At 67.1% G+C, this 25990-nt stretch carries 30 protein-coding genes; 6 read left to right on the top strand and 24 right to left on the bottom strand.

All coding sequences use genetic code 11. The features are described 5' to 3' along the window. Positions 1 to 5: 5 nt before the first annotated feature. From fliR to fliF, 13 genes are all read right to left on the bottom strand, one after another. Positions 6 to 770 (bottom strand): flagellar biosynthetic protein FliR, encoded by a 765-nt coding sequence (gene fliR, locus SNE35_RS28235; RefSeq protein ID WP_320426390.1) that lies wholly within the window; start codon positions 768 to 770, stop codon positions 6 to 8. Between the two features lie 19 nt (positions 771 to 789). Then, positions 790 to 1059: a flagellar biosynthesis protein FliQ gene (gene fliQ / locus SNE35_RS28230; RefSeq protein ID WP_320426389.1), complete on the bottom strand. Its 270-nt coding sequence runs from the start codon at positions 1057 to 1059 to the stop codon at positions 790 to 792. A gap of 8 nt (positions 1060 to 1067) precedes the next feature. After that, positions 1068 to 1829: a flagellar type III secretion system pore protein FliP gene (gene fliP / locus SNE35_RS28225; protein ID WP_431312799.1), complete on the bottom strand. Its 762-nt coding sequence runs from the start codon at positions 1827 to 1829 to the stop codon at positions 1068 to 1070. Next, complete coding sequence (locus SNE35_RS28220) at positions 1819 to 2169, bottom strand: FliO/MopB family protein (protein WP_320426388.1); 351 nt, start codon at positions 2167 to 2169, stop codon at positions 1819 to 1821. The genes fliP and SNE35_RS28220 overlap by 11 nt, the downstream gene beginning before the upstream one ends. Before the next feature lie 30 nt (positions 2170 to 2199). Next, complete coding sequence (gene fliN / locus SNE35_RS28215) at positions 2200 to 2646, bottom strand: flagellar motor switch protein FliN (RefSeq protein WP_320426387.1); 447 nt, start codon at positions 2644 to 2646, stop codon at positions 2200 to 2202. Beyond that, the gene (fliM, locus tag SNE35_RS28210; RefSeq protein WP_320426386.1) at positions 2636 to 3640 is read right to left on the bottom strand and encodes a flagellar motor switch protein FliM; all 1005 of its coding nucleotides are present in this window, start codon (positions 3638 to 3640) and stop codon (positions 2636 to 2638) included. The genes fliN and fliM overlap by 11 nt, the downstream gene beginning before the upstream one ends. A 22-nt stretch (positions 3641 to 3662) precedes the next feature. Then, complete coding sequence (locus SNE35_RS28205) at positions 3663 to 4262, bottom strand: flagellar basal body-associated FliL family protein (RefSeq protein ID WP_320426385.1); 600 nt, start codon at positions 4260 to 4262, stop codon at positions 3663 to 3665. 138 nt (positions 4263 to 4400) lie between these two features. Beyond that, a complete protein-coding gene (locus tag SNE35_RS28200) occupies positions 4401 to 5858 on the bottom strand; it encodes a flagellar hook-length control protein FliK (protein ID WP_320426384.1) in 1458 nt (485 codons plus the stop codon). Between the two features lie 28 nt (positions 5859 to 5886). Continuing rightward, positions 5887 to 6378: a flagellar export protein FliJ gene (gene fliJ, locus SNE35_RS28195; protein ID WP_320426383.1), complete on the bottom strand. Its 492-nt coding sequence runs from the start codon at positions 6376 to 6378 to the stop codon at positions 5887 to 5889. Positions 6379 to 6401: 23 nt separating this feature from the next. Continuing rightward, positions 6402 to 7823: a flagellar protein export ATPase FliI gene (fliI, locus tag SNE35_RS28190; RefSeq protein WP_431312798.1), complete on the bottom strand. Its 1422-nt coding sequence runs from the start codon at positions 7821 to 7823 to the stop codon at positions 6402 to 6404. Then, complete coding sequence (locus SNE35_RS28185; protein ID WP_320426382.1) at positions 7820 to 8608, bottom strand: FliH/SctL family protein; 789 nt, start codon at positions 8606 to 8608, stop codon at positions 7820 to 7822. The genes fliI and SNE35_RS28185 overlap by 4 nt, the downstream gene beginning before the upstream one ends. A gap of 36 nt (positions 8609 to 8644) precedes the next feature. After that, complete coding sequence (fliG, locus tag SNE35_RS28180; protein ID WP_320426381.1) at positions 8645 to 9640, bottom strand: flagellar motor switch protein FliG; 996 nt, start codon at positions 9638 to 9640, stop codon at positions 8645 to 8647. 13 nt (positions 9641 to 9653) lie between these two features. Continuing rightward, a complete protein-coding gene (gene fliF / locus SNE35_RS28175) occupies positions 9654 to 11414 on the bottom strand; it encodes a flagellar basal-body MS-ring/collar protein FliF (RefSeq protein WP_320426380.1) in 1761 nt (586 codons plus the stop codon). 111 nt (positions 11415 to 11525) lie between these two features. On the opposite strand from fliF, the gene fliE reads away from it, so the two are divergent. Beyond that, positions 11526 to 11849 carry a flagellar hook-basal body complex protein FliE gene (gene fliE / locus SNE35_RS28170; RefSeq protein WP_320426379.1) on the top strand — a complete coding sequence of 108 codons (324 nt, stop codon included), beginning with the start codon at positions 11526 to 11528 and terminating at the stop codon, positions 11847 to 11849. A 15-nt stretch (positions 11850 to 11864) separates the two neighbouring features. Here fliE and SNE35_RS28165 read toward each other — a convergent pair whose 3' ends face one another. From SNE35_RS28165 to SNE35_RS28130, 8 genes are all read right to left on the bottom strand, one after another. Further along, complete coding sequence (locus tag SNE35_RS28165; RefSeq protein ID WP_320426378.1) at positions 11865 to 12314, bottom strand: hypothetical protein; 450 nt, start codon at positions 12312 to 12314, stop codon at positions 11865 to 11867. A 184-nt stretch (positions 12315 to 12498) separates the two neighbouring features. Continuing rightward, positions 12499 to 13296, bottom strand: a complete 798-nt coding sequence (locus tag SNE35_RS28160) for a flagellar brake protein (protein WP_320426377.1) — start codon at positions 13294 to 13296, stop codon at positions 12499 to 12501. Between the two features lie 84 nt (positions 13297 to 13380). Further along, positions 13381 to 13737: a flagellar protein FliT gene (locus tag SNE35_RS28155; protein ID WP_488803605.1), complete on the bottom strand. Its 357-nt coding sequence runs from the start codon at positions 13735 to 13737 to the stop codon at positions 13381 to 13383. Positions 13738 to 13773: 36 nt separating this feature from the next. Continuing rightward, entirely contained in the window at positions 13774 to 14193 is a 420-nt protein-coding gene (fliS, locus tag SNE35_RS28150) for a flagellar export chaperone FliS (protein ID WP_320426376.1), read from the bottom strand. Positions 14194 to 14394: 201 nt separating this feature from the next. After that, on the bottom strand, positions 14395 to 15843 hold the full coding sequence (fliD, locus tag SNE35_RS28145; RefSeq protein WP_320426375.1) for a flagellar filament capping protein FliD: 1449 nt from the start codon (positions 15841 to 15843) through the stop codon (positions 14395 to 14397). 99 nt (positions 15844 to 15942) lie between these two features. Further along, entirely contained in the window at positions 15943 to 16812 is an 870-nt protein-coding gene (locus SNE35_RS28140; protein ID WP_320426497.1) for a flagellin domain-containing protein, read from the bottom strand. Positions 16813 to 17006: 194 nt separating this feature from the next. After that, positions 17007 to 17879, bottom strand: a complete 873-nt coding sequence (locus SNE35_RS28135; RefSeq protein WP_320426374.1) for a flagellin N-terminal helical domain-containing protein — start codon at positions 17877 to 17879, stop codon at positions 17007 to 17009. 213 nt (positions 17880 to 18092) lie between these two features. Continuing rightward, positions 18093 to 18956, bottom strand: coding sequence for a flagellin N-terminal helical domain-containing protein (locus SNE35_RS28130; protein ID WP_320426373.1), 864 nt, complete (start codon positions 18954 to 18956; stop codon positions 18093 to 18095). Positions 18957 to 19369: 413 nt separating this feature from the next. Here SNE35_RS28130 and SNE35_RS28125 point away from each other — a divergent pair, with 413 nt between their 5' ends. The 3 genes from SNE35_RS28125 to flhC all read left to right on the top strand — a co-directional run bounded on the left by SNE35_RS28125 (position 19370) and on the right by flhC (position 21035). Beyond that, complete coding sequence (locus SNE35_RS28125; protein WP_320426372.1) at positions 19370 to 19882, top strand: tetratricopeptide repeat protein; 513 nt, start codon at positions 19370 to 19372, stop codon at positions 19880 to 19882. Positions 19883 to 20133: 251 nt separating this feature from the next. Next, positions 20134 to 20457 (top strand): flagellar transcriptional regulator FlhD, encoded by a 324-nt coding sequence (flhD, locus tag SNE35_RS28120; protein WP_320426371.1) that lies wholly within the window; start codon positions 20134 to 20136, stop codon positions 20455 to 20457. A 41-nt stretch (positions 20458 to 20498) separates the two neighbouring features. Further along, complete coding sequence (gene flhC, locus SNE35_RS28115; RefSeq protein WP_320426370.1) at positions 20499 to 21035, top strand: flagellar transcriptional regulator FlhC; 537 nt, start codon at positions 20499 to 20501, stop codon at positions 21033 to 21035. Between the two features lie 21 nt (positions 21036 to 21056). Here the strand turns inward: flhC and SNE35_RS28110 are convergent, their stop codons facing one another. From SNE35_RS28110 to SNE35_RS28100, 3 genes are read right to left on the bottom strand one after another with little or no spacing between them, the layout of a single operon-like run. Then, on the bottom strand, positions 21057 to 22718 hold the full coding sequence (locus tag SNE35_RS28110) for an O-linked N-acetylglucosamine transferase, SPINDLY family protein (RefSeq protein WP_320426369.1): 1662 nt from the start codon (positions 22716 to 22718) through the stop codon (positions 21057 to 21059). Next, positions 22715 to 23377, bottom strand: a complete 663-nt coding sequence (locus SNE35_RS28105; RefSeq protein ID WP_320426368.1) for a class I SAM-dependent methyltransferase — start codon at positions 23375 to 23377, stop codon at positions 22715 to 22717. The genes SNE35_RS28110 and SNE35_RS28105 overlap by 4 nt, the downstream gene beginning before the upstream one ends. Continuing rightward, positions 23374 to 24015, bottom strand: coding sequence for a glycosyltransferase family 32 protein (locus SNE35_RS28100; protein ID WP_320426367.1), 642 nt, complete (start codon positions 24013 to 24015; stop codon positions 23374 to 23376). The genes SNE35_RS28105 and SNE35_RS28100 overlap by 4 nt, the downstream gene beginning before the upstream one ends. A 117-nt stretch (positions 24016 to 24132) precedes the next feature. Between SNE35_RS28100 and SNE35_RS28095 the strand changes: the two genes are divergently transcribed. Further along, on the top strand, positions 24133 to 25203 hold the full coding sequence (locus tag SNE35_RS28095; RefSeq protein WP_320426366.1) for a glycosyltransferase family 2 protein: 1071 nt from the start codon (positions 24133 to 24135) through the stop codon (positions 25201 to 25203). After that, on the top strand, positions 25203 to 25967 hold the full coding sequence (locus SNE35_RS28090) for a class I SAM-dependent methyltransferase (protein WP_431312802.1): 765 nt from the start codon (positions 25203 to 25205) through the stop codon (positions 25965 to 25967). The genes SNE35_RS28095 and SNE35_RS28090 overlap by 1 nt, the downstream gene beginning before the upstream one ends. The last annotated feature ends 23 nt before the right edge of the window (positions 25968 to 25990 follow it).

Raw genomic sequence — 25990 nt, 5'->3', positions numbered from 1 at the left:
CCCTTCTAGGTAAATGCCGCCAGCAGTCGTTCGAGCGCCACCTGGAACGGCGTCTGCATCAGCGGCAGCGTCGCCACCATGCCGATCAGCCCGATGCTGACGGTGAGCGGGAAGCCCACCGAGAACACGCCGATCTGCGGCGCCACGCGCGAGATCACGCCCAGCACGATGTTGACGAACATCAGCATCGTGATCAAGGGCAGGGCGATCCACAGGCCGATGCTGAAGATCTCCGCACCCCAACGCTGCGGCTGCGCGACGCGCAGGAAGGCGAAGGGCTCGTCGCCCACCGGGAAGGCCTGGAAGCTCTGCACCAGCGCGTTGATCAGCAGCAGGTGACCGTTGATCGCGATGAACAGGAAGGCCACCATCGAGCCGAAGAACTGCGCGCTGGCCGTGCCCTGGCTGCCCGTCTGCGGATCGAAGAAACCGGCGAAATTCAGGCCCATCTGCAGGCCGATCAGCTCACCCGCGAATTCCAGCGAGGCGAACACCACGCGCACCGCGAAGCCCATCGCCAGGCCGATCAGCATCTGCTGCGCCAGCAGCAGGGTCAGCATCGGCAACGAATCGAGCGGCACCACCGGCATGCTCGGCAGCGAAGGCTGCGCGCAGACCGAGATGAACACCGCCAGCCCGATCCGCACCCGCAGCGGCACGGCGCGCTGGCTGAACGTGGGCATGCCCGCGAACAGCGACAGCGTGCGCAGGAACGGCCACAGCACTGGCGTCAGCCAGGCGAGCAGTTGGGTTTCGGTGACGGAGAACAAGGAACTGCCGGCCGCCGGCTCAGCCCACCGCCTGCGGAATCGCCATCAAGGTCCGCTGGATGTACTCCACCAGCGTGGTGATCATCCACGGCCCGGCGATGGCCAGCACCGCGATGGCGGCGAGGACCTTGGGCACGAAGCTGAGCGTCGATTCGTTGATCTGCGTGGCGGCCTGGAACACGCTGACCAGCACGCCGACGGCGAGCACGGCCAGCAGCACGGGCGCGGCCACCATCATCAGCACGTAGAGGCCTTGCTGGCCGAGGGTGAATACTTGTTGGGGATCCATGGCTTACCTCAAGTGGCGAACGAGGCGGCGAGCGAGCCGAGCAGCAGGTTCCAGCCATCGGCCAGCACGAACAGCATCAGCTTGAAGGGCAGGGCCACCAGCACCGGCGACAGCATCATCATCCCCAGACTCATCAGCACCGAGCTGACGATCATGTCGATGACGAGGAAGGGAATGAAGATCAGGAAGGCGATCTGGAAGGCGCTCTTCAGCTCGCTGGTGACGAAAGCCGGCACGAGCACCTTGAAGGGCACGTCTTCGGGCTTCACCGAGGCGTCGAGCTTGGCCAGACGCGTGAAGAGGGCAAGGTCGCTCTGGCGGGTCTGCTTGAGCATGAAGCCGCGCATCGGCGGCTCGGCGCGCTGCAGGGCCACCTCGAAGCCGATCGTGCCGGCGCTGTAGGGTGCCCACGCGTCGGTGTAGACCTTGTCCAAGGTCGGGCTCATCACGAAGAAGGTGAGGAACAGCGACAGGCCGACGATCACCTGGTTCGGCGGCGCGGCCTGCGTGCCCAGTGCCTGGCGCATCAGCGACAGCACGATCACGATGCGCGTGAAGCCGGTCATCATCAGCAGCACCGCGGGCAGGAAGCCCAGGGCGGTGAAGAACAGCAGCGTCTGGATCGGCACCGAGTAGCTGCTGCCGCCGGCGCCCTGGCCAACGAGCAGGGGCAGCGTGGCGGGCGGCGGGCTCTGCTGCGCCCAGGCCAGCGCCGGCAGCAGGGCGAGGGCCAGCAGCGTGCTCAGTCGGGATGCGAAGTTATGGCGCACGCTGGTCGCCCCGCTGTTCACCCTTCAGCTTGCTGGCCAGCAGTTGCGCGAACGAGGCCTGCTGCGCGGCGCCGGGCGTCTCGGCCTGCGGCGGCATCACGTGCAGGGTGTGGATCTGCTGGCCGGTGATGCCCAGCACCAGCCATTGGCGCGCTTCGCCCTGGCCCACCTCGACGATCTGCAGGCGCTGGCTCGGCGAGATCGGCAGCGTGGACACCACGCGCATCATCCCGCCTGCGCCCGCGCCACCCATCGGCGTGCGCTTGAGCAGCCACAGCGCCAGCGGGATCAGGCACAGGATGGCCAGGAACCAGAGGAAGGGGAGCAGGGAATTGGTCATCGCGGCATTGTCTGCCAGGAAACCGCGGGGTCAGGCCTTGCTCAACCGGCGCATGCGTTCCGAAGGGGTCACGATGTCGGTCAGCCGGATGCCGAACTTGTCGTTGACGACGACGACCTCGCCCTGGGCGATCAGGTAGCCGTTGACCAGCACGTCCATCGGTTCGCCGGCCAGCGCGTCCAGCTCGACGACCGAGCCTTGCGCGAGCTGCAGGATGTTCTTGATCGGGATGCGCGTGCGGCCCAGTTCAACGGTCAGCTGGACGGGGATGTCCAGGATCATGTTGATGTCGCCGCTGGGCATGTTGCCCGGCGTCGGCGAGAAGTTCGTGAACGCGGCGGGCGCCACCTGGTCGGCCGCGGGGCGCACCTCTTCGGCGACTTCCTGCGTGGCGGGCGGAGCGGCTTCGGCGAGTGCGGCAGCCCATTCGGCCGCCATCGCGTCCTGTTCTTCTTGGCTCGGTGAATCAGGTGGCATCTCGGGCTCCCAGCCAGCCGGAGTCCGGGCTGGTCAGCATCTTGTCGATCTTGATCGAATACTTGTTGTTGGACGTGCCGTAGTGGCAGTCGTAGATGGGCACGCCGTCGATCTTGGCCTTGATCAGCGGCTCCAGGTCCAGCTCGATGAAGTCACCCGGCTTGAAGGCCAGCAACTGCTCGACGGTGGCCGGTGCATGGCCCAGCTCTGCCACCAGCTCCACCTCGGCGGCCTGGATCTGGTGCTTCAGCAGGTTGACCCAGCGACGGTCGGGCTCGGCGGAGTCGCCCTGCGTGGTGCTGTAGAGCACGTCGCGGATGGGCTCCAGCGTGGAGTAGGGAATGCAGAAGTAGACGGTGCCACTGGTCTCGCCGATCTCCAGGGTGAACGAGGTCGAGACGACGATCTCGCTGGGCGTGGCGATGTTGGCGAACTGCGGCTGCATCTCCGAGCGCTGGTAGTCCAGCTCCAGCGGGTAGATGCCGGTCCAGGCCTTCTTGTATTCGGCGGTGATGACCTCCACCAGGCGCAGGATCACGCGCTGCTCGGTGGCGGAGAAGTCGCGGCCTTCGATGCGCGCGTGGAACTTGCCGATGCCGCCAAACAGCGAGTCGATGACGGCGAACACCAGGGTCGGGTCGCAGACGATCAGGCCCGAGCCGCGCAGCGGCTTGACCGAGACGATGTTGAAGTTCGTCGGCACGACGATCTCGCGCAGGAAGGCCGAGTACTTCTGCACCTTGATGCCGCCGATCGCGACCTCGGGGCTCTTGCGGATGAAGTTGAACAGCCCGACGCGGATGTTCCGCGCGAAGCGCTCGTTGATGATCTCCATCGTGGGCATGCGCCCACGGACGATCCGCTCCTGGCTGGCGAGGTTGTAGTCGCGTATGCCGCCGACCTGCTCCTCTTCCGCCTCGAGCTTCTGGCTTTCGCCGGTGATGCCTTGCAGCAGCGCATCGACTTCGTCTTGCGAGAGGATCTGCTGATTCATAGTGGGCCTGCTGGAGACGGCGTTACTGCACGATGAACTGCGAGAAGAGCACTTGGGTCACGGGGCTCTCGACGTTGCGGCGCTTTTTCTTTTTCTTCTTCTTCGGCGGCGCGTCGCCGGTGGCGGGCTGGGCGTCGTCGTCATCGTCGTCGTCCAGCTCGATGCCCATCGGCCGCACGGACTCGCGCATGATCTCGCGGGCCAGTTTTTCCTTGCCTTCCACCGTCAGCAACTCGGTCGAGGACTTGTGGGAGAGCACCATCAGCACATTGCTGCGGATCGCCGGCAGGTACTTCTTGATTTCCTCGGCGACCTTTTCGTCGTCCACCTGCAGCGTGACGCCGACCTGGGCGAAGCGGTCCACTTCCTTGTCCGTCAGGTTGACGGTGAACGGGTCCAGCGGCACGAAGACGGGCGGCTTGCCGCTTTCCTTCTTGGCATGGACGGCCGGCGCGGGCGCGGCATCGGCGTCATCGCCGTCCTCGGCGCTGGCCTTCTTCTTCATCAGCAGCAGGGCCGCACCGCCGGCCAGCACCAGCACCAGCACGGCGGCCAGGATGATGATCAGCTTTTTGTTACCGCCCGCCTTGGGGGCGGGGGCGCCAGCGGCGGCTGTGGCCATGAAGACTTCTCCTCGTCGAATCGGTTCGTCGGCACGCCGGCAGGCATGGCGACGCTAACGGCGATTATTGACGGACTGCTGCGCGGCCATGCGTTAAAAAGCCCTGGAGGGGTCGCGCTTATCTTTCGCGAAGTAAAGCTAGGCGTACAAATCCACAACGCCGCGCACCGGACCGCCGCGAACGCCGCCCGCGCGGCTGATCGTCGACTGCACATCATCGGCGCCGGTCACGCGCTGAATCCTGCCGGTGCCGCCAGCGGAGGAGGCCGCGCCGTCGCGTGCCTGCTGCTGGAACGAACCGTTGCCGCTGCCGCCGCTGCCGCCACTGGCGGCCTGGAACACGCCGCCACCGCTGAGCGTGAGGCCGGTGTCGCGCAGGGCCGCGGCGAGGTCGGGCAGGCTGCGTTCGAGCACGGCGCGGGTTTCGGCCTGCTCGGCATGGAAGGACACCTGGGCCTGCTGGCCGTCGACGGTGATCCGCACCTGCACCGGGCCCATGTCGGCCGGATTCAGGTGCAGCTGCGCCTGCTGCACGCCCTGAGAGGCGAGCACGCTCAGCCGCGCCGACATCTCGGATGCGAAGCCGGGGTCCTGCAGCGGCTGCGACAGCACCAGCGAGCTCGGCGTGGACGCCGCGGGTGCGGCGGCGGCACCGGCCGCGGAATTCGTTGCGGCGGAAGGAAGGCCGGCCAGCGCAGCCAGCTGGGCCGATGCGCCGTGATCGACTGCGCCCGGGGCGATGCCCGCCACCGGCGAACCCGCGGCGGCCTGCTTGCCGGCGGCGCCGAGCATGCTGGCGAAGCTGGTCTGCGTCGCCGTGGTACCGGTTTGCTGTGTGCTTGCCTGCTGGCTGGCGTCGGCGGCGGCGTCCGCACCGGCGGCCTGACGGGACTGGGTGGCATCGCCGGCGCGGCCGCTCTGCTTGCCGGTGGCGGTACCACCGTCGGCCTCCGCCTGCAGCGCGGCGGCGGCCTTGTCGTTCAGCTGCGTGGCAGCCAGCACGGCGGCCGGGTCGAGCGTGGCGGTGGCGCCGGTATCGCCCGTGGTGCTGCGCGTTTCGGGGGCGGCGCAGTCTTCTTGCGTTGCGTCGGCCGGTGCGGACGAGTCGTCGTCGCCCGTTTTCTTGCCGCCCTTGCCCGATGCAAGCTTGGTGCTGAGCGCATCGGTGGCCGGTGCCGGCGCGCTCGTGGGCTGCGGCTTGGCGGTGGTGGCCTGCGTGTTGTTCGCATCGGCCTGCTGTGCCGTCTCGTTCGCAGCATCGGCGGCGGCGTCGTCGGTCGCGGCGGTGTCCGTCTTGGCCGGCGGATTCTTGACCGGCGTCGTCGTGGTGGTGCTCTGCTTGCGGGACATGCTCAGCCGCGCTTCCTCGCGCTGCATGTCGCTGGGGCCGTCCTTCGGCTGCTCGACCTGAACGATCGCCTTCGGCGGCGACGGCGGGGCGATCGGCTCGGAGCTGATCGACAGCTGCGCCGCGTGGCTGCGCAGCATGCGCTGGAAGTCCTGGTTGGCGCTATCGGCGCTGTTGTTGCCCGCGGCGGCGAGCAGGGCGGCAGCGCTGGTGCCGGTGGTGTTGTTCGAGGAGGCGATGCTGGTCATGTCTTTGTTCCTGCGCGGGGTCGGGCTCTCAGGCCTGCAGTCGGCTCAAGGGGTTGAAGCCGCCGTTGCCGCCCAGGGCGGTGCGGGCGGCCTGTTCGTCGCTCTGCTTCTGCTCCTGGCGGAGTGCGGCGCGGCCCATCTCGGCGCGGCGGCGTTCGATCAGCTTGCCGATGGCGGCGACGCGCATCTCCCTCTCGGCCAGCAGCGCGCGGGCGCGCTCGACGCGCACGTCGGCGTGCTGGGTGACGGCGACCTGGCTGTCGATCGCCTGGTCAAGCTTGCCGCCGAAGTTCTGGTAGCAGCTGACGATGTCCATCGTGCCCTGGCGGGAGAACTGCTGCGTCCAGCGCTGCTGGTATTCGCTGCGGTAGCTGCTCAGCTGTTCGGCCTGCTCGCGGGCCTGGGCGGCGCGCAGCAGCATGTCCTTCCAGGCCTTCAGCGCCTCGTCGCGCTCGGCTTCGGCGCGCTCCAGCAGGATGCCGAGGGTCTGGAGACTGGTCGAATCACTGGTGCTGCTCATCGCTTGTTCTTCCTAACCTAAGCTCAGGCCTGGATCACCGCCTGCAACTGCTTCACGCCCTCCGCCAAGGGCGACGGGCTGTGCATGCCCTGCTGCAGCAGGTGGATCATGTCCGGGTGAAGCCGCACGGCCAGGTCCAGTTCCTGATCGTGGCCAGGGCTGTAGGCACCCAGCTGAATCAGGTCGCGGGCCTTGTTGTATTTGGCCAGCAACTGCCTGAACCGACGCGCCGAATCGACCTGGTTTTGCGGTACTACATTCGTCATCACCCGCGAGATCGATCGCTCGATGTCGATGGCAGGATAGTGCCCCGCCTCGGCCAATTCGCGCGACAGGGTGATATGGCCGTCCAATATTCCACGCGCGGCGTCGGCAATCGGGTCCTGCTGGTCGTCGCCCTCGCTGAGCACCGTGTAGAAGGCCGTGATCGAGCCCTCGCCCGGCAGGCCGTTGCCGCTGCGCTCCACCAGCTGCGGCAGCTTGGCGAAGCAGCTTGGCGGATAGCCTTTGGTGGCCGGCGGTTCGCCGATGGCCAGGGCGATCTCGCGCTGCGCCATCGCGTAGCGGGTCAGCGAATCCATCAGCAGCAGCACGTGCCGGCCCTGGTCGCGGAAGAACTCGGCGATCGCCGTGGCGTAGTGGGCGCCCTGCATGCGCAGCAGCGGCGGGGCATCGGCCGGCGCGGCGACGACGACGGAGCGGGCCAGGCCGTCGTCGCCCAGGATGTCCTCGATGAATTCCTTCACTTCACGGCCACGCTCGCCGATCAGGCCGACGACGATTACGTCCGCCTGCGTGTAGCGCGCCATCATGCCCAGCAGCACCGACTTGCCGACGCCGGTGCCGGCGAACAGGCCCAGGCGCTGGCCGCGGCCGACGGTGAGCATCGTGTTGATCGCCCGCACGCCGGTGTCCAGCGGCGTGCGCACCGGGTCGCGGTCCATCGCGTTGATCGGCCGGCGCACCATCGGCTCGCTGTGCACGTCTTCCAGCGGGCCGCGGCGGTCCAGCGCGTGGCCGTGGGAATCGACGACGCGGCCCAGCAGCCCGTTGCCCATCGGCAGGTGCAGACCGCGGTCTTCGGTGCGCCGCCAGGGGTGGGCCGGCTGGCCGAGCTTGGGCGAGAGCAGCGGCAGGGCACGCGGCACCACCCGCGCGCCGCTGGACAGGCCCTGGACCTCGTCCGTGGGCATCAGGTAGGCGCGGTCGCCGGAGAAGCCGACGACCTCGGCCGTTACCGGCCGCAGGCCACGGCGCGGATTGGCGCCGGAGGAGGGCATGTGGATCTCGCAGACCGAGCCCATCGGCACCTTGACGCCGGTGGCTTCCAGCACCAGGCCGGCCACGCGCACCAGCTTGCCCTGCGATTCGATCGGCACGGTGTTGCCGGCGAACGACTGCAGGTCGTTCAGGTACTGCTGCCAGCGATCGGTGCGGGCGCTCACGGTGCGGGTTCCTCGTCGCCGTGGCCGCCGCGGCGGTCTTCCCACAGCGAGGCCTGGCCCATCGCGGCCGCGGCCTGCTGCCAGCGCGCGGCGAGGCTCGCGTCGACGCTGCCGATGTCGGATTCGACCTGGCAGCCGCCGCGCGGGATGTCGGGGTCGGGGATCACCTGGGCCTCGCGGGCCTGCATCTCCTCGCCGGCGCCTTCGAGCACCAGCGGGTAGTCGGCCGGGTTGACGCGCACGCGCACGTGGCGGGCCGAGAGCTGCAGCGCCTCGACCGCGTCATGCGCGACCTTGGCAATGTGCTCGGGCCGCTGCGTGATCTCGCTGCGCACGACCTGGCGCGCCAGCTCGACGGCGATGCGCGCAAGCGCCACGGACATCTCGTTTTCCAGCGCGCGGAACTCGGCGTCGAAGCTCTTCACCAGCGCGCCGACCTGCGAGGTCATCTGCTGCGCGAAGCTCTGCTTGAACGAATCCAGCGCCGACATGCCGTCGCGGTACCCATCTTGGTAGCCGGTCTGCCGGGCCTGGTGGATCAGCTGCACCGGATCCGGCGCGGGCGGGGCCGGGGGCTCGGCCGGCGGCGGAGGGGGCGGGGGCGGCGGCATCGGCGCGCTGATCGGCGGCCGGGCGATGTTGGGGTTGGCGAAGGAATCCGGCGTCCAGGCCGAGAAGCCGCTCAGCTCTTCGCCCGGGATGAAGCGGGCATAGCTGCTGCGGCGGTCGCCCTCGCGGCGATCCGGCGGCGGGACCTGGCGCGGTGGGGGTTTTGGTGTCGCCACGGGCTGACTCTGGATCTGTACTGCTGAAGCTTGAGCTTAGACGAATTGATCGTCGCCGCCACCGGCCAGCACGATCTGCCCTTCGTCCACCAGGCGGCGGACGATCTTGAGCATTTCCTTCTGCTCGCTTTCGACCTCCGACAGCCGTACCGGGCCGCGCGATTCCAGGTCTTCGCGCAGCGTCTCGGCCGCGCGGCTGGACATGTTGCGGAAGATCTTCTCGCGCAGCTCGGTGCTGGCACCCTTCAGCGCGACGATCAGCGACTCGGACTGCACTTCCTTCAGCATGGCCTGGATGCCGCGATCGTCGATCTTGTCCAGATCGTCGAAGGTGAACATGTTGTCCATGATCTTCTGGGCCAGGTCGGCGTCGGCCTCGCGGATGTAGTCCAGCACCGATGCCTCGATGCTGGAGCCCAGCATGTTGATGATCTCGGCCGCCGTCTTCACGCCGCCCAGGTTCTGCTTCTTCATGCGCTCGCCGCCGGCCAGCACCTGGCTCATCACCTCGTTGAGGTCCTTCAGCGCCATCGGCTGGATGCCGTCCAAGGTGGCGATGCGCACCAGCACCTCGTTGCGCTGGCGCTCGGTGAACGAGCGCAGCACCGAACTGGTCTGGTCGTAGTCCAGGTGCGACAGGATGGCCGCGATGATCTGCGGGTGCTCGTTGCGCAGCAGCTCGGCCACCGAGCCGGCGTCCATCCACTTGAGGCTCTCGATCGAGGAGACGTCGCTGTCGTGCAGGATCCGGTCCAGCAGCAGGTTGGCCTTCTCGTCGCCCAGCGCCTTGCGCAGCACGTTGCGCACGTATTCGTCGGTGTCGGGCACGAGGTTGCTCTGCAGCGCGGCGATCTTGTCGAAGCGCTCCAGCACCTGCTCAACCCGCTCGCGCGGGATCACCTTCAGCTTGGCGATCGTCTCGCCGAGCTTCTGCACTTCCTTGGGCTCCAGGTGCTTGAAGACCTCGGAGGCTTCCTCCTCACCCAGAGACATCAGCAGGATCGCTGCGTCCTCAACGCCATCGTCATCCATCTCGCGGCCTCCGTCAGACTTCGCCCAGCATCCAGTTCCGCATGATGTTGGCCACAGCCACCGGGTTGGTGCGGGCCATCAGGCGGGCGCGCTCGAGCGCCTGGGTGGCATTCTCGCTCGGTCCTTCGAGCATGGGCAGGCCATGGAGGCCACCGCTGCTGCCGATGCTGCCGTTCGCACCACCGGCACCGCCCGCGCCACCGGGCAGTTCGTTCGGGTCGTCGACGATGGCGTCGAGCTCCTGGGCAGCGTCGGCCGCTTCCGGCGGCGGCGGGTTCAGGCTGCGCATGGCCGGGCGCACCATGCCGAACACGGCGATCAGCGCGACGATGACCAGGGCCGCCGGCACCGCCGAGGCGCGGATCAGGTCCAGCAACCAGGGCTGCTTCCACAGCGGTGCTTCGGTGTTGTCGACCTTCTCGGCCACGAAGGGCGCGCTGATGATCTTCAGCGAGTCGCCGCGGTCGGCGTTGAAGCCCATCGTCTCCTTGACCAGCGAGGTCAGCTTGTCGATCTCTTCCTGCGACAGCGGTTCGCTGGCGACCTTGCTGGTCTTCGGGTCCGTCACCTGCTTCTGGTTGATGACGACGGCCGCGTTCAGCCGGCGCACGCTGCCGGTGGCGTTGCGCGTGACGCGCACGGTCTTGTCGAGCTCGTAGTTCGTCGTCGCTTCCTTGCGCGAGCTGTTCTGCCCGCCGCTGGCACCGGCGGTCTGCAGCGGCGCGGAGGCGCCGTTCACCGGCGCGGTGGCCGGCACCGGGGGCTGGTTCGTCGCCGCGCCGGGCACGCCGGTGGGCACCTGCGGCGTGGCATTGGTCGATTCGTGTGTCTGCTGGCTGCGCACGGCCGGGTTGTTGCCCTGGCCCTGGTTCGGCTTGTATTCCTCGGCGGTGGACTCGACCTGATTGAAGTCGACGTCGGCTGTCACCGTGGCGCGCAGGTTGTCGCGGCCGACCACCGGGTCCAGCAGGTCGTAGATACGCTTGTTGATGTTGTCCTCGATCTGGCGCTTGTAGAGCAGCTGCTGGGTGTCGAGGCCGTTGTTGTTGGCGTCCGGGTTGTTGGACAGCAGTGCGCCGGTCTGGTCGAGCACGCTGACCGCCTTCGGGTTCAGCTCGGGCACGCTGGAGGACACCAGGTGCACGATGCCGGCTACCTGGTCGCGGTCCAGCACATGGCCGGGGCGCAAGGTCAGCATCACCGAGGCGCTGGGCTTCTGCTGCTCGCGGAAGAAGCCGTTCTGCTGCGGCAGCGCGAGGTGGACGCGGGCGTCGGCCACGTCGGCCAGCGCGGTGATCGTGCGGGTCAGCTCGCCTTCGAGGCCGCGCTGGAAGTTCAGCCGCTCGTTGAATTGGGTCTGGCCGATCGAGGATTTGTCCATCAGCTCGAAGCCGACCGTGCCGCCCTTGGGCAGGCCGCTGGCGGCCAGCTTCATGCGCAGGTCATAGACCTGCGACGCGGGCACCATGATGCTGCCGCCCGGCTCGTTGCGGTAGGGCACGTTCATCTGCTGCAACTGCGCGATGACGGCGCCGCCGTCCTTGTCCGACAGGCCGGTGAACAGCGGCCGGAAATCGCCCTGGCTGGACCACAGTGTGATGGCCAGCACGGCCGCGGCCAGCACCGCCAGGCCCGCGCCCATCATCAGCTTGGAGCGCATGGGCATCTGGACCAGGCGCTCCCGGTAGGTCAGCGGCGCGACGGCAGCGGCAGGCGCCGTGGCGGGTGCGGCGACCGGCATGCCGGCGGCGGTGGGGCTGAGAGCTGTGTCCATGGTGTCGGAATTATTTCGGAAACACCCCTCAAGAAAGCTGGAAACAAGCCGACCAAGCGAGCGCAGTTCCAGCCTTAGCGCCGGCAGGCCTCACCTATGCTTCGTCCCATCATGGACATGAAGCTGATGCCTTTCGATTTCACCCAGGCCGCCGCCCGCGCCGGCCTGAACGTGAACGGCCAGCCGCTCGCCAAGCCCCAGGCGACCGGCGGCGCCAGCTTCGGCGATGCGATGGCGAGTGCCATGAAGGGTGTCAGCGCCACCATGAACGAGGCCACCGAGATGGCCCGCCAGGTTCAGCTGGACAACCCGAACGTCGGTCTCGAGGACACGATGGTGGCGATGCAGAAAGCCCAGATCGGCTTCCAGGCCACGCTGCAGGTGCGCAATCGCCTAGTCTCGGCTTACTCCGAGATCATGAACATGCAAGTCTGAGGGCCTGCCTCGCTACTAGCAAGGCTTGCTGCCTGGAGAATCTGGTCCGCACACCGCGGCCCGCCCCGCCAGGCTCATCTGCACGCGCAAGTTTTCGCCATGCCGGTTCTTGAACGATGCGCCGCCGGCGCGGGCGACCTGCGCAAGCTTGGCGGCGATCTCCACATCCAACGCCTCGGTCATGCTGACGTCGGGGAAGGCGCTGTTGTCGTTGCGGCCGATGGTGCAGGCTGACGCGTTGGCGCTGCAGTCGCAGGGCAGGCCGTAGCTGAGGCCCCAGCACCACTTGGCGCCGGCCGGGCGGAAGCTGATGAAGATGGGCTGGCTGGATGTGGCGCTCAGCTCGCGCGCGTTGCGCATGTCCTGCGCCAGCGCATCGCCGGCCTGGCGCAGCTCCTGGCGTTGCTGGTAGTTGCTGTAGCTGGGGATCGCCACGGCGATGATGATGGCTGTCACCGCGAGCACGAACGCGGCCTCCAACAGCGTGAAACCCCGCGCTGGCAGTCGCGGCGCGGTGCGGTGTTCCGGGCCGAGCGCCGGGCCGCTCCCAAGCCGGCCCGTGTGGCGATGTGCTTGGGGCTCGATGCCCCAAGCATCGCCGTCCCCTCGGGGGACCGGCCAGCGTACCCGCTGGACGAGGGGCTCCATGTCAGGACTTACGAAGCAGTCGGTTCATCCGCTGCGTCTGGTCGATGAAGAGCTGCACCTGGCGCTGTGCGTCGGGTGACAAACGGGCCCAGGCGAAGCCGAGCTTGAGGCCGGCGGGCATCGCCGCCCCGGCGGACGGCTTCTCGTCGCCGGCGGCGCCGCTGACGTGTTGCAGCTGCAGCAGCGCGCGGAAGTGGTTCTCGCGGTCCAGCTCGACGTGGGCTTCCAGCTCGGTGCCCAGTTCCGGAACCACTCCACCGTCACCCGCAGCCAGCAGCAGCGCGATGCCACCGACGCTGAGGTCGACGATGCGCAGGCGCTGCTCGGCACCTTGCGGGTCGGCGTCCAGCCGCAGGCGGGCCTGCGGCGTGCGCGAACTGGGTTTCACCCGGAAGGACTGACGGCGCTGGAAGCGGTGCAGCATCAGCGGCAGCGGTGCGCGCAGCACGGCGCCGCGCGGGCCATTGACGAGCACCGGGCCTTCAAGCTCGAAGGCCACTCGGATCTGATCGAGGTAACAGGTGGCGGCGATCTCGTCGGAGGCCAGCAGGGGCTGGAGTTCCGGGTCGTGTGCCATCACGTCGACGCCGAGAACGCCCAGGTCAGGGTCGAACAGGCACATGCGGCCGTTCAGCGTGGCGCCTGCAGGGCTGGTCAACGTGATGCGGATCTGCTGCTCCAGCATCTGGCGCAGCAGGGACGAGATTTCAGCGGGTGCCTGAACCCGGTATTCGCCCGGCGCCGGCTCGATGCCGGTCTGCTCGGGCAGCTGTGGCGACTCTCTGGAAACGGTGCTCATGACGCAAGTGTCATTCACCCGGCGGCATAACGCCACCCATGAGCGGAGGGGTCGGGGAGGGTGTGTGGGGACGCGGCGACGGGCTCAGTGGACCGTCTTGCGCTGCTTGCCGGTCAGCACCGTGTCGAGGTCTTCCAGCCAGGGCTCGGCGAGGTGGCGGATCTCGGCGTCGTTGATCAGGATGCGCTGCATGATGCGCGACTTCAGCTTGGCCTCGTCCGGGGCGAGCTGGTCTTGCGCGGCGGCGTTCTTGAGCTGCGAGATCAGCAGCACGCAGGCGCCTTCGAGCTTGACCACCTCGTCCCAGTTGCCCGAGCGGGCCGCGGACAGCATGTCGGCGCTGGCCTGCTCGATCGCCTCGTAGTAGCTGAGCAGGTGGACCGTGTCGTGGTCATCGCCGGTGAGGGTTGCGGCGGCTTCGGTGGCGGGCCAGTCTTTCATCGCTCTCATTCCTTGCTTCGTTGTCGTGCCGGCAGTTCAGGCGGCGTGCGGTTGGTCGACGGCCGGGCCGATCTTGTTCCAGGCCTCCCGCACCGGGGCCATCAAGCTCTGGCACTCCTCGATGGCCTTCTCGTCGCTGCGGGCGTTCGCCTGGGTCAGGCGGATGCTGACGTAGGCGTACAGGGCATCCAGGTCGTTGGCCAGCGTGCCGGCCTCCATGTTCAACGCCGACTTCAGGCCTTCGTCGACGATGCGCACAGCGCGGCACAGCGCGCGATTCTTCAGTGCCACATCCTTGTTGCGGATGGCGGCCAGCGCCTGGTTCATGGCTTCGAACAGGCCGTCGAACAGCAGCTGAACCAGGCGGTGCGGCGAAGCGCCGCTGACGTCGGTCTCCAGACCTACCCTGCTGTACATCGTGGCGCGCTGGGCGCGCGAAGCGAAGGGTGATGCCATGTTGCCGTACATGTGATGTCGTCGCTTTCGAAAACTGTCTGTCTTGCAGATGTTTTCGGCCCGGTGTCACCGAACTTGAGTTGTCCGGAAACGCATAACTTCACAATTGTGCGCGTGAGCGACGCCAAAACAAAACGACGGCGGCCTCGCAAAGAGGCCGCCGTCGTTTTGCGAGGAGCGAGGAGTGTGGCGACGCCCGGCTTATTTGCTGGTGGTGCCGTTCAGCATCGCCATCTGCTGGCTGACGTAAGTGGACAGGCTGTTCAGGCTGGCCATCTGCGTGTCCAGCGCCGAGTACTGCGCCTGCAGGCGTGCTTGCACCTGATCGATGTGAGCCTGCAGCGCATCGGCCGACTTGCCGTTGGCGTCCACGCGTGCCTGCAGGCCGGCCGTGCGGGTGGCGATCGTGCCGTCCACACCCAGCGCCTGCGTCGTGAAGGTGACGAACTGCTGCGCGAAGCCGCTGTTGGCGGCATTGGTCTTGTCCAGGCCCATCAGCATCGACTTCAGGCTCTCCGGGTCGGCGAGCGCGCCGCTGAGCTTGGTGTCGTCCACCTGCAGCGAACCGTCGGCCTGCGGATCCAGGCCGATGTCGGCCAGCCGGGTCATCGCGCCGCCCAGCGTGCTGGTGCCGCTGATCAGGTTGCGCAGGCTGTAGGTCAGGCCCACGGCGGTCGAGTCGCCCTGCAAGGTGCCGGCAGTCTTGGTGTCGGCGTCGTACTTGGTGTCGTCGCGCAGCAGTGAGTTCAGCGCGTTGTAGGCCGTGACGAAGTTGGTGATCGCCGTCTTGGTGCTGGTGGAATCCTGCGTCACGCTCAGCGTCGTGCCGCCGGCCGTGGTGGGCTTGAGCAGCGTGATGCTGAGACCGTCGATCGCCTGGGTCAGCGTGTTGGTGTCGGAGTTGATCGTCAGGCCGTTGAGCGTGGCGATCGCGTTGCCGGCCGATTGCGTCAAGGTGGCGCCGGAAGTCCCGCTGGTCGGATCGTAGGCGAGGGCGGACAGGCCGCTGGCGTCGCTGTTGTTACCGTCCGCATCGGAGGCGGTGATGCGGAAACCGTTGGTCTCGCCGGTGGCGGAGGAGCGCATCACCAGGCGCGAACCCGTGCTGTCGGTGACGACCGAGGCGACGACGCCGGCACCGGAACTGTTGATCTGATCACGGATCGAACTCAACGTGGCACCGGCCGCGACGTTGATCGTCACCGGCGACGCGTCGGTCTTGCTGGTGAAGCTGCTCTTGTCGGTGCTCCAGGTGCCGAGCTCGATCGTCAGGCTGCCGGAGCCGAGCGCAGCGGTGCTGCTGGCCTGTACGGGGCTGGCGACCGATTGCGCGGTGGCCAGTTGTGTGACCTGGACATTGATATTGCCCGCCGGCGCGCCGTTACCTGCGACGACACTGACGCTGCTGGGATCGCTGGAACTTGCCGTTGTGGCGCCCCAGGTGCTCGGGTTCGTCAGCTTGCGGGCGGCGTCCTGGACTGCCGAAAGCGCGCTCTGGATCTGGCCGTACGCCGAGATTTGCGTCTTCAGTCCGGTCGTGAGCGTATTGAGCTGCGTGAGCGGGACCTGCTCGTTGGCCACGAGCTTGTCGACCAGCGATTGGGTGTCAAGGCCGTTGGTGCCGACGCCCAGGGAGGTGATGGTGGCCATGATGGAGGCTCCGGTAATGCTGCGCCAGAGGCGGCAAGCCCGCCCCATCTTCAGTATCGGCCGCCTTCCGCTGAACTTGAGAGCGAATTGAGCGAAAGATCAGCCGCCGCGCAGCAGTGTCAAAACCTGTTGGGGCAATTGGTTGGCCTGGGCAACCATCGCCGTGCCGGCCTGCTGCAGGATCTGCGAGCGGCTCATGGCGGCGGTTTCGGCCGCGAAGTCGGCGTCCATGATCCGGCTCTTGGCAGAACTCTGGTTTTCCACCGAGATCTGCAGGTTCGCAATCACGGCGTCGAAGCGGTTCTGCGCAGCGCCCAGGGTGGCGCGCTGGGAAGAGACATCATTGATGGCCGCGTCGATTGCATCGATTGTGGCAGCGATCGTTGTCGGGTCGGCGGTGTTGTCGATCACCTGGCGGTTTGCGCCGGTGTTGTCGGTGCCGGCAACGGCAGTCAGGATCGGATCCTGCGTCAGATCGGTCGTGACCACGTCGATCGAGTCATTGGTCGTCGTGTTCGCACCCACCTGGAAGGTCTGAGTGCCGGCGTCCGCGCCAAGGATGGACTTGCCGTTGAAGGTGGTCCCGCCCAGCACGCGCTGGATTTCTTGCGCCAACTGGCCGAATTCGGCGTCCAGCGAGTCGCGGTCGGCGCTGGTGTTGGTGGCATTGCGGGCCTGCACCGCCAGTTCCCGCATGCGCTGCAGGTTGTCGGTGACGGTGGCGAGCGCGCCTTCCGCCGTTTGCGACAGCGAGATGCCGTCGTTGGCGTTGCGCTGGGCGACGTTCATGCCGCGAACCTGGGAGTCCATCCGTGTCGCGATGGCCAGACCGGCTGCGTCGTCCTTGGCGGAGTTCACGCGCAGACCCGAAGACAGTCGCTGCATCGACGTTGACAGCGCAAGCTGCGACTTGTTCAGGTTGCGTTGCGCATTCAGCGACGCGATATTGGTATTGATGGTCTGGGGCATTTCAGCACTCCTGGAAATTCCGGTTTCGAGCCTGAACGGATACCAGCCCGATGACCAGATTCTGCGGACGCAGAAGAATTCCAAAAGGCCGATTAACGGCCGAAACGCCCTCCAAACCAAAGCGCTGCGCCCCGGGTTCGACCCGAGGAGCAGCGCTTTCTTACGACTGATTTGTTACGGGAGTAGGGTGGGGATCAGCCGCCACGCAGCAGCGTCAGCACCTGCTGCGGCATCGAGTTGGCCTGCGCGATCATCGCGGTGCCGGCCTGCTGCAGGATCTGCGAGCGGCTCAGGTTGGCGGTCTCGGTCGCGAAGTCCGCGTCCATGATCCGGCTCTTGGCGGCGCTCTGGTTCTCCACCGAGATCTGCAGGTTGGCGATCACGGAGTCGAAGCGGTTCTGGGCCGCACCCATGATGGCGCGCTGCGTGCTGACGGTGTTGATGGCGACGTCGATGGCGTCGATCACCGTGGCGATCGTCGTTGTGTCGGCGGTGTTGTCGATCACGGCTCGATTGGCGCCGGTGTTGTCGATGCCGGCCACAGCGGTGATCGTGCCGTCCTGTGTCATGTCCGTCGTCACGATGTCGATCGTGTCGTTGGTCGTTGTGTTGGCGCCGATCTGGAAGGTCTGCGTGCCCGCGTCGGTCGTGCCCAGGATGGCTTTGCCGTTGAACGTGGTGCCGCCCAGCACGCGCTGGATTTCCTGGGCCAGTTGGCCGAACTCGGCATCCAGCGAATCGCGGTCGGCGCTGGTGTTGGTGGCGTTGCGGGCCTGCACGGCGAGTTCACGCATCCGCTGCAGTGCGTCGCCGACCTTGGACATCGCGCCTTCGGCCGTCTGCGCCAGAGAGATGCCGTCGTTGGCATTGCGCTGGGCCACCGTCATGCCGCGCACCTGGGAGTCCATGCGGGTGGCGATCGACAGGCCAGCGGCATCATCCTTCGCCGAATTCACCCGCAGCCCGGACGACAGGCGCTGCATCGAGGTCTGCAGCGAGTTCTGTGTCATGGACGTGTTGCGCTGGGCGTTCAGCGACATCAGATTGGTGTTGATGATTTGCGGCACGGTCAGTCCTTTCGGGTCGAGGGGGCGGCACTTTTTGCTGCCCGATGAGACCGTTATCGGAGACACCTCCGCAGGACTTGAAGCTTTTCTTTCAAGAAATGTTGCCACCCTCCGCTTTCGCGGGGGTGGTGTCTTCACTTGTCGTGACTGTCGATGCTGGGTTACGGCGCCTGGGCCGTCAGTGGAGCCGCCGTTGCGGCGGCCCCGCCGGAGTCATCGAAGAAGCGTCAGCACTTGCTGCGGCAACTGGTTGGCCTGGGCGATCATCGCCGTGCCGGCCTGCTGCAGGATCTGCGCGCGGCTCAGGTTGGCGGTTTCCGCAGCGAAGTCCGCATCGGTGATCCGGCTCTTGGCAGCCGACTGGTTCTCGACCGAGATGTTCAGGTTCGCCACCACCGAGTCGAAGCGGTTCTGGGCCGCACCCATCGTGCCGCGTTGCGTGTTGATCGTGTTGATCGCGGTATCGATGTTGTCGATCACCGTGCCGATCTGGGCGAAGGTCTGCGTACCGTCGATCGTCGCGCGGCCTGTACCGGTGTTGTCCGTACCGGCCACGGCGGTGATATCGCCGTCCTGCGTCAGGTCGGTCGTCGCGATGTCGATGCTGTCGTTCGACGTGGTGTTGGCGCCGACCTGGAAGGTCTGAGTGCCCGCATCGGAGCCGATGATCGCCTCACCATTGAAGGTCGTGCCGCCCAGCACACGCTGGATTTCCTGGGCCAGTTGGCCGAATTCGTTGTCCAGCGAGCCCTTGTCGGCGCTGGTGTTGGTGGCGTTGCGGGCCTGCACCGCCAGTTCACGCATGCGCTGCAGCGAGTCGCTGACCTTGGACAGGGCGCCGTCGGCGGTCTGGGCCAGCGAGATGCCGTCGTTGGAGTTGCGGATCGCCACGGTCATGCCGCGCACCTGGGCGTCCATGCGGGTGGAGATCGACAGGCCGGCGGCGTCGTCGGCTGCGGTGTTGACGCGCAGGCCGGAAGACAAGCGCTGGATCGACTTGGCCAGCGACGCTTGCGACATCGAGGTGTTGGTCTGTGCGTTCAGCGACAGCAGGTTGGTGTTGATGATCGAGGCCATGTTGCCCTTCCTTTCAGCTCTAAAAAAGTACCGGCGGTAGCGCCGACGACGTTGACTCGGGTGCCGGGTGCTGCACCCGTGCTGGACGTCCGACGCTAGTCAACCGTTTCAAGGCCTTCTAACCGGACCACGTGACTGGAAATTCGGTCGCGTTGTTTTGGGTATCGGACGCGCTCAGCAGGAACTTGAGGTTTTTTGTCAAGACTCTCGATCGTTTGATAAGAGCCTGCCAACTTTGTCACTTCCGCCGATCAAATCCGGGCTTGAGGACGCTATCGGCTGGAATGGGTGCCGGCTTGAGGTCGAGATGCAGGGGCAAGGGCGTGCTTTTCTCTCGAATGGCTTGTGACACGGAGTCCTAAAGTTTGCGGCGCTGTGGCCGATATGCGCCCGCGCTGACCAGGAGAAGCACCATGCCGACGTCGCAACCGTTCAATTCATCCTTCACCTCGGGTCGCCGCGCGAGCAGCGGCGACAAGTCCTCCCCAGCGCGGCCGCCCGTGGCTTCGCTGGAGCCGACGGACGCCGAATTGCTGCTGCATCGCGCCCGCAATGCCGCCTACGCTGAAGCCGCCGGCGGTCGCCTGGGCCGCGGCCTGGCGTTGCTGCAGGACGCACTGGACCAAGAGCCGATGAGCCACGATCTGCTGGCCGATATGGCGACGCTGCTGCTGGCCGCCGGCCAGTACGACCGCGCCATCGGCTACGCGCAGCGCGCCCTGCAACTGATCTCCCACCACGGCCCGAGCCTGTACACGCTGGGCTTCGCCCTGTCGGCCCAGGGCCAACTGATGCCGGCCATCGAAGTGCTGACGCGCCTGACCCGCGGCGGCCCGCGTGAGAGCCTGCTGGCCGAAGCGCCGGATCTGGCACCGCTGGTCCAGGTGGAACTGGATCGGCTGCTCCAGAAAGTGGCCACGGAGTGATCCGACGCGCCAGCATTCGGCGCTGAAACCGACGCTGACATAACGCGTTAGGCCCCTGCAGTCAGACTGCAGGGGCCTTCTCTTTTGGGGATCGGATGACGTCGAGGTAGGAAGTTATCTGACAGACGCTTCGGAAGAAGCGGGACTCAAGCGACGGAACTGGCCTGATGTTTCCGGACAATTTCGAACTTCACAATTCGCTCCAGTTCGATACGAAACCGAAGTCGAAGTTCACCGGAGGAGTTGAAACCATGGACGCAGACCAGATCCTTGCTGAAATCCGCGAAGCCAACCTGTCCTACCTGATGCTGGCGCAGAGCCTCATCCGGGCCGACCGCGAACAGGCGCTCTACCGCCTGGGCATTTCGGAAGAAACCGCCGCGCTGATCGGCATGCTGAGCCCCGCCCAGATGATGAAGATCGCCTCGGGCAACACCTTGCTGTGCCGCTTCCGCATGGACGACGACCTGGTGTGGAGCCTGCTGACCAGCCACGGCAAGACCAGCGCGAACGACAGCGTCAGCCGCCTGCACGCCAGCATCCTGATGGCCGGCCGCCACGCCGAAGCCGCCTGAATCCGATCAAGTAGTACGTTATTCAACCGGAGCCGACCACCATGCGCCAAAAGAGCATCCTCACCGAAGCCCGCCAGATCGAGCGCGCCGTCACCCTGATCAATCTGGGCGCCCGGCTGCAGGTGCTGGAGTCGGAGACGGACCTCTCCTATGAGCGCCTGTTGCGGCTTTACAAAGAAGTGTCCGGCAAGTCGCCGAGCAAGGGCCAGCTCCCGTTCTCGACCGACTGGTTCATGACCTGGCAGCCGAACATCCACGCCTCGCTGTTCCTGAACATCCACGAGTACCTGAACAAGGTGGCCGAGATGGACGAGATCGACACCGTCATCAAGGCCTACCAGCTCTACCAGGAGCAGACCAAGGCGCAGAACCTCGAGGACCTGCTCTCGGTCACCCGCGCCTGGCGCCTGGTGAAGTTCGTGGACAACGGCATGCTGACGATGACCAAGTGCTCCAAGTGCGGTGGTCATTTCGTCACCCATCCGCACGAGATTTCGCGCCACTACGTCTGCGGCCTGTGCAACCCGCCGGCCCGTGCCGGCAAGGGCAAGGCGGCTGGCGCGATCCAGATGCACTGACCGATAGCCGAAACCGATCGGCTAAGCAGTTACTTGAGCGGGCAGCGCTGCCGGCGGGAGGCCGGCCGCTGCCCGTTCCCACATCCTGAGATAGAGCGCTTCCAGTTCGCGGGCGAAGCGGGTGGAGTCGTAGCTGCGCTCGGCGTCAATGCGAGCCGGCGGCTGCTGGCAAGCCTCGACGGCCCGCTCGACGTAGGCGTCCACGTCCTCGGTGACCCATTCCTGCAGCCCTGCGGCCTGCAGGATGCTGGCCGCCACCCGGCCGGGGAACCCGTCGCACTTCAATGTCAGCACCGGCACGCCGGCGCCCAGCACGTCGCGGGTGGTCGTGTGGCCGTTGCAGGGCCAGGTGTCCAGTGCCAGGTCGGCGGCGGCCAGGCGCCGCCAATGGGCGTCCATGTCCACCTTCGGCGCGATGACGATGCGCTCGGGCGCAATGCCGCGGCGCTGTGTCTGGGCCTTCAGCTGCGTGTCCGCCGGCTCGCCGCCGCTGAGCTGCCACAGCACCGCGTTTGGCGCGCGCCGCAGGATCTCCATCCAGGCGTCGAACACGGTTGGCGTGATCTTGTAGACCTGGTTGGCGCTCAGCAGCACGAAGGCGTCCTCGGGCAGGCCGAGTTCGGCGCGCCCAGGCATCCGGGTCTGCAGGCGCTGTGCGTCGCTCGGCTGGTAGCAGCCGGGCAACTGGGCGATCCGTTCGCTGTAGGCGGTCGCGTCCTCCAGCGGCGTGACGACCGGGTCGCCGACGATGTAGTCCACGTAGTCGGCCCCGCAAGTGCCCGGGAAGCCCAGCCATGCGACCTGTACCGGCGCCGGGCGGAAGGCGAGGGCGGCCATGTGGCTGTCGGCGGTGTGGCCCTTCAGGTCGACCAGGATGTCCACGCCCTCGGCACGCACGCGGCGGGCGATGCCGGCGAGGTCCTGGTCCGAGACGTCGATGAACCTCTCGCAGGCCTGGCGCACCCGCCGGCCGAGCGCGGAGCCGTCGTCCACGCCGTGCGAGAACAGCAGCACCTCGAAGCGCTCGCGGTCGCGCGATTCCAGCACTTCGACCAGCAGTGCCGCGGTGGCATGGGCGTGGAAGTCGCCGGACAGGTAGCCGATGCGCAGTCGTTCCTTCGGCCGCGCCGCGACGCGCGGCAGCGGCTGGCAGCCGCGCGCGAGGAACCGGCTGCTGACCTGCGCCGCCTTCAGCAGGTCTGCCGGCTCGTGCGGCAGGCCGACGAGCGCGAAGGGCACGCAGAACTCGTCCGCGGCACCATCCGGCTTGGCGCGGACGGCGGCCAGCAGCGCGGCGAGGTTGGCGTCGAAGTGCTGCCAGTTCGCGCATTTCTGGTCGCCGATCGCCAGGTAGGCCTGCGCCATCACGCTGTCGGGCCGCAACGCGGCCACGGTGCGGAAGCACTCCGCAGCCTCGGCCGGCATCTGCAGCGTCTGCAGAGCGAAGCCCAGTTGAAGGTGCGCGTCGGAGTCGTCCACCTTCAGCGCCAGCGCCTTCATCAGCGCTTCGATGCCCTCGTGCGGCCGGCCGGCGCGGCACAGGGCCTCGCCGTAGTAGCGCTGCAGCACGTTGGACTGAATGGCAGGTGAGGCGGCGTAGGGCGCGAGCAGGGCAACGGCCTCGGCATAGCGCTGGCGGCCTAGCTCTTCTCGTGCAGCGGCGAGGAGGTCGCCGAGCGTCACTGTGCGGCCTCGTCCGCCTGTTCCTCCGCGGGCGCTTCCTTGTGGGCGGCCACCAGCAGCGACATACGGTTGAAGAACCACATGCCCTCGATGGTCCAGGGCGTGTACTTCTTCAGCACGTTGGTCAGCGTGTAGGGCGTGTACCAGCAGTTGTGGTCCGGGTGGACGACCTCGACGAAGGTCTGCGCACCGCTGCTGTAGTCGAAATGCTGGCGCCAGCAGCTCCAGGCGTCCGGTACGGTCAGCACATAACTGGCGGCATCGACGGTGTTCAGGCTCTGCAGGAAGCCCTGCACATCCGGCACGTGTTCAAGTACCTCGGGCACCAGCACCAGGTCGTAGGCCTCGGTGACGTCCTTCCAGCGCGAGAAGAGCCGGCCCTTCAGGTGCGGCTGCATCTGCGTGAAGGCCTCGGTGTTGATGTCGAAGCCGTCCAGCTGGGCGCACAGCGGCTCGAGCTGCAGGTGCAGCGAGTTCTTCAGGTCGGTGATCGGCCAGTCCACGCAGCCGACATGCAGCACACGTTTGCCCTCGCACAGCGGCCCGAACACGTCCATGCGCGAGCGGCCCATCAGCTCCTCGCCGACGGCCACCTTCTGCACGAAATAGGGCGCGTGCGCATGCTCCAGCGGCGAGACCTTCTCTTGGACGGGCTTCATGCGATCTTCTTCTCGTGCAGGTGGTCGTACTTGCCCAGCGTACTGCCCCATTCCTGGTCGGCGAAGACGAGGCCGCCGCCGTCGTAGGTGAGGCCGCTGAAGTGGCGCGGGATGAAGAAATGGCTGGGCCAGATCGTCAGGCCGGTGTAGCGGTGGGTGCGGTGGCATTCGGTGAGGAACAGCGGGCCGACGCTCTGCCAGGCCATGCGGTCGTCCACGCGCGGGGTCTTCTGCAGGTCCAGGATCATCTGGCCGAAGAAGGGGTTCTGCGGCTTCGAGGCGACGTAGCCGGCGGCGATCAGGCCGGGGCGCTTCAGCTCGTTCTCCCAGCAGGCCATCGCCTCGCCTTCGAACAGCCAGGGCTCCAGCGGCCGGCGGCAGATGCTGTCGGCGTCGACGACGAAGCCGCCCTCGTTGTAGAGGATCTCCCAGCGCATCAGGTCCGCCACGCCGTTGAGCTCGCGGCCGGCCATGGCGCGCATGTGCTCGGCGTTGACCCAGCCGTAGCTGCCCAGCTCTTCGTTGCCCCAGACTCGCAGTTCCCAGTCGGGGTTGTGCCGGCGCCAGGTCGCGATGCAGTTGTCGGGACGCTTCGATTCGTCTCCGACCCAGATCACGTGCAGTGTGCGTGGAATCATTGAGTTAGGCAGGATGGTTTCGCCGCGACTGTAGGGCCGAGCCGCCTGAGGCCATGGAAGGATAAGCATGGGCTTTTTTGCCCTTTACCGCAACGCGCGCTGGGCACAATGCCCGGCATGTCACTGCCATCCCCGTCGTTCACGGTCGCCCTCGTCGTCATTGCGCGCGACGAGGCGCCGCGCATCGAGCGGCTGCTGAACAGCGTCCGGCCCTGGGTGGACCGCATGCTGGTGCTGGACACCGGCTCGACCGATGCCACGCCGGCGCTGGCGGCTGCCTGCGGCGCTCGGGTGGAGTCGTTCCGCTGGTGCGACGACTTCTCGGCCGCGCGCAACCATGCGCTGGAACTGGCCGGGGCTGACTGGCATCTGGTGCTGGACGCCGACGAATGGTTGATCGATGGCGGCGCTGTGTTGAACAGCCTGCGTTCGCAGAACCCGGACTTCGTCGGTGCGCTGCAGTTGCGTGACCGCTTCGACGATGCCGGCCAGGCGCGCGAAGTCAGCGCCTGGCTCAGCCGCGTGCTGCCGGGTCATGTCCGCTACGAAGGCGTCGTCCACGAGCAGCCGCGGCATGCGCTGCCGGTGCGCCGCTTGCCGCTGGTCGTCGGCCATGATGGCTACGAGGCGGCGCGGCTGGCCGACAAGCATGGCCGCAATCGCCGGCTGCTTGCGCAGGCGCTGGAGGCAGCGCCGCGCGATGCTTACCTCTGGTACCAGTGGGGTAAGGACTGCGCCGTCTATGACGAGCACGAGGCGGCGGAACAGGGCTTCGCGCAGGCCGCGGCGCTGACGGCGGGCAGCGAATCCTGGTGGCCGGACCTGGTTGTGCGCCGTCTGTTCGCGCTGAAGCAGCTGAAGCGCCATGCCGACGCAATGGACTTCGCCGATGCGCAGATGGCGCGCTGCGGTGATTCGCCTGATTTCTTCTTCGCCATCGGCGACCTGCTGCTGGATCTGGCGGCCGACGCGCAGGCCCAGGCGGCCGAGTTGCTGCCGATGATCGAGCAGGCCTGGGGGCAATGCCTGGCACTGGGCGAGAGGCCCGACCAGCCCGGTGCCGTGGCCGGCCGCGGCTCCTGGCTGGCGGCGCACAACCTGGCCCTGGTGCTGGAAGGCACCGGCCGCACCGACGAAGCGCAGGCTCTGCGCGCCGGGCATCCCTGGCCGGCGGAGCCCGCACGGTGATCTTGCGCTTGCTGCTGTGGTGGCCGCTGCCGGCGCTGCTCAGCTGGGCCTTCGCCTGGGCGCTTTTCGCCGGGCTGCGTGCCATGGGCGCCGCGCCGCTGGTGGCGCTGCTGTTCGCGGCAGCGGCCGGCGCGGGCCTGGCGCTGTTCCACGCGGCGCGCTGGCGGCGGCTGATCGTCGCCCTCGGCTTCCCGCTGTCTCTGCTGGCCGCTGGCGGCCTGCCGGCATGGCTGTGGCTGCTGCCGCTGGTGCTGCTGGCCTTCGCCTATCCGCGCCGTACCTGGGGCGATGCACCACTGTTCCCCACGCCGGCCCAGGCCTTGGCCGAACTGCCGGCCATTGCGCCGCTGGCGGCGGATGCCCGCGTGCTGGATGCCGGTTGTGGCCTTGGCGACGGGCTGGTGGAGCTCCACCGCGTCTATCCGCAGCTCGCCCAACTGGTGGGCATTGAGTGGAGCCGGCTGCTGGCCCCGCTGGCGCGCTGGCGCTGCCGGCCCTGGGCCGAGGTGCTGCGCGGCGACATGTGGGCGCTGGACTGGGGGCGCTACCAGATGGTCTATGTTTTCCAGCGGCCGGAGTCGATGCCGCGAGTCTGGGCCAAGGCTCGTGCGGAAATGCGCGAAAAAGACAGTTGGCTGGTGAGCCTCGATTTCGAGATCGAGGGTCAAATACCCGCGGCATCATGGCAACTTCCCGGCGGGCACAGTGTCTGGGTCTACCGGCCGGCCGCTCAAGCAGTATCAGTTTCGGCCGATATGGGCTGAAACACCTGTAAAGAAAATACAAG

It is taken from the genome of Roseateles agri (assembly GCF_034043675.1).
Taxonomy (GTDB): domain Bacteria; phylum Pseudomonadota; class Gammaproteobacteria; order Burkholderiales; family Burkholderiaceae_C; genus KK5.
The sequence above is the reverse complement of the archived record's forward strand: the minus strand, read 5'-3'. Positions and strand labels throughout refer to the sequence as shown.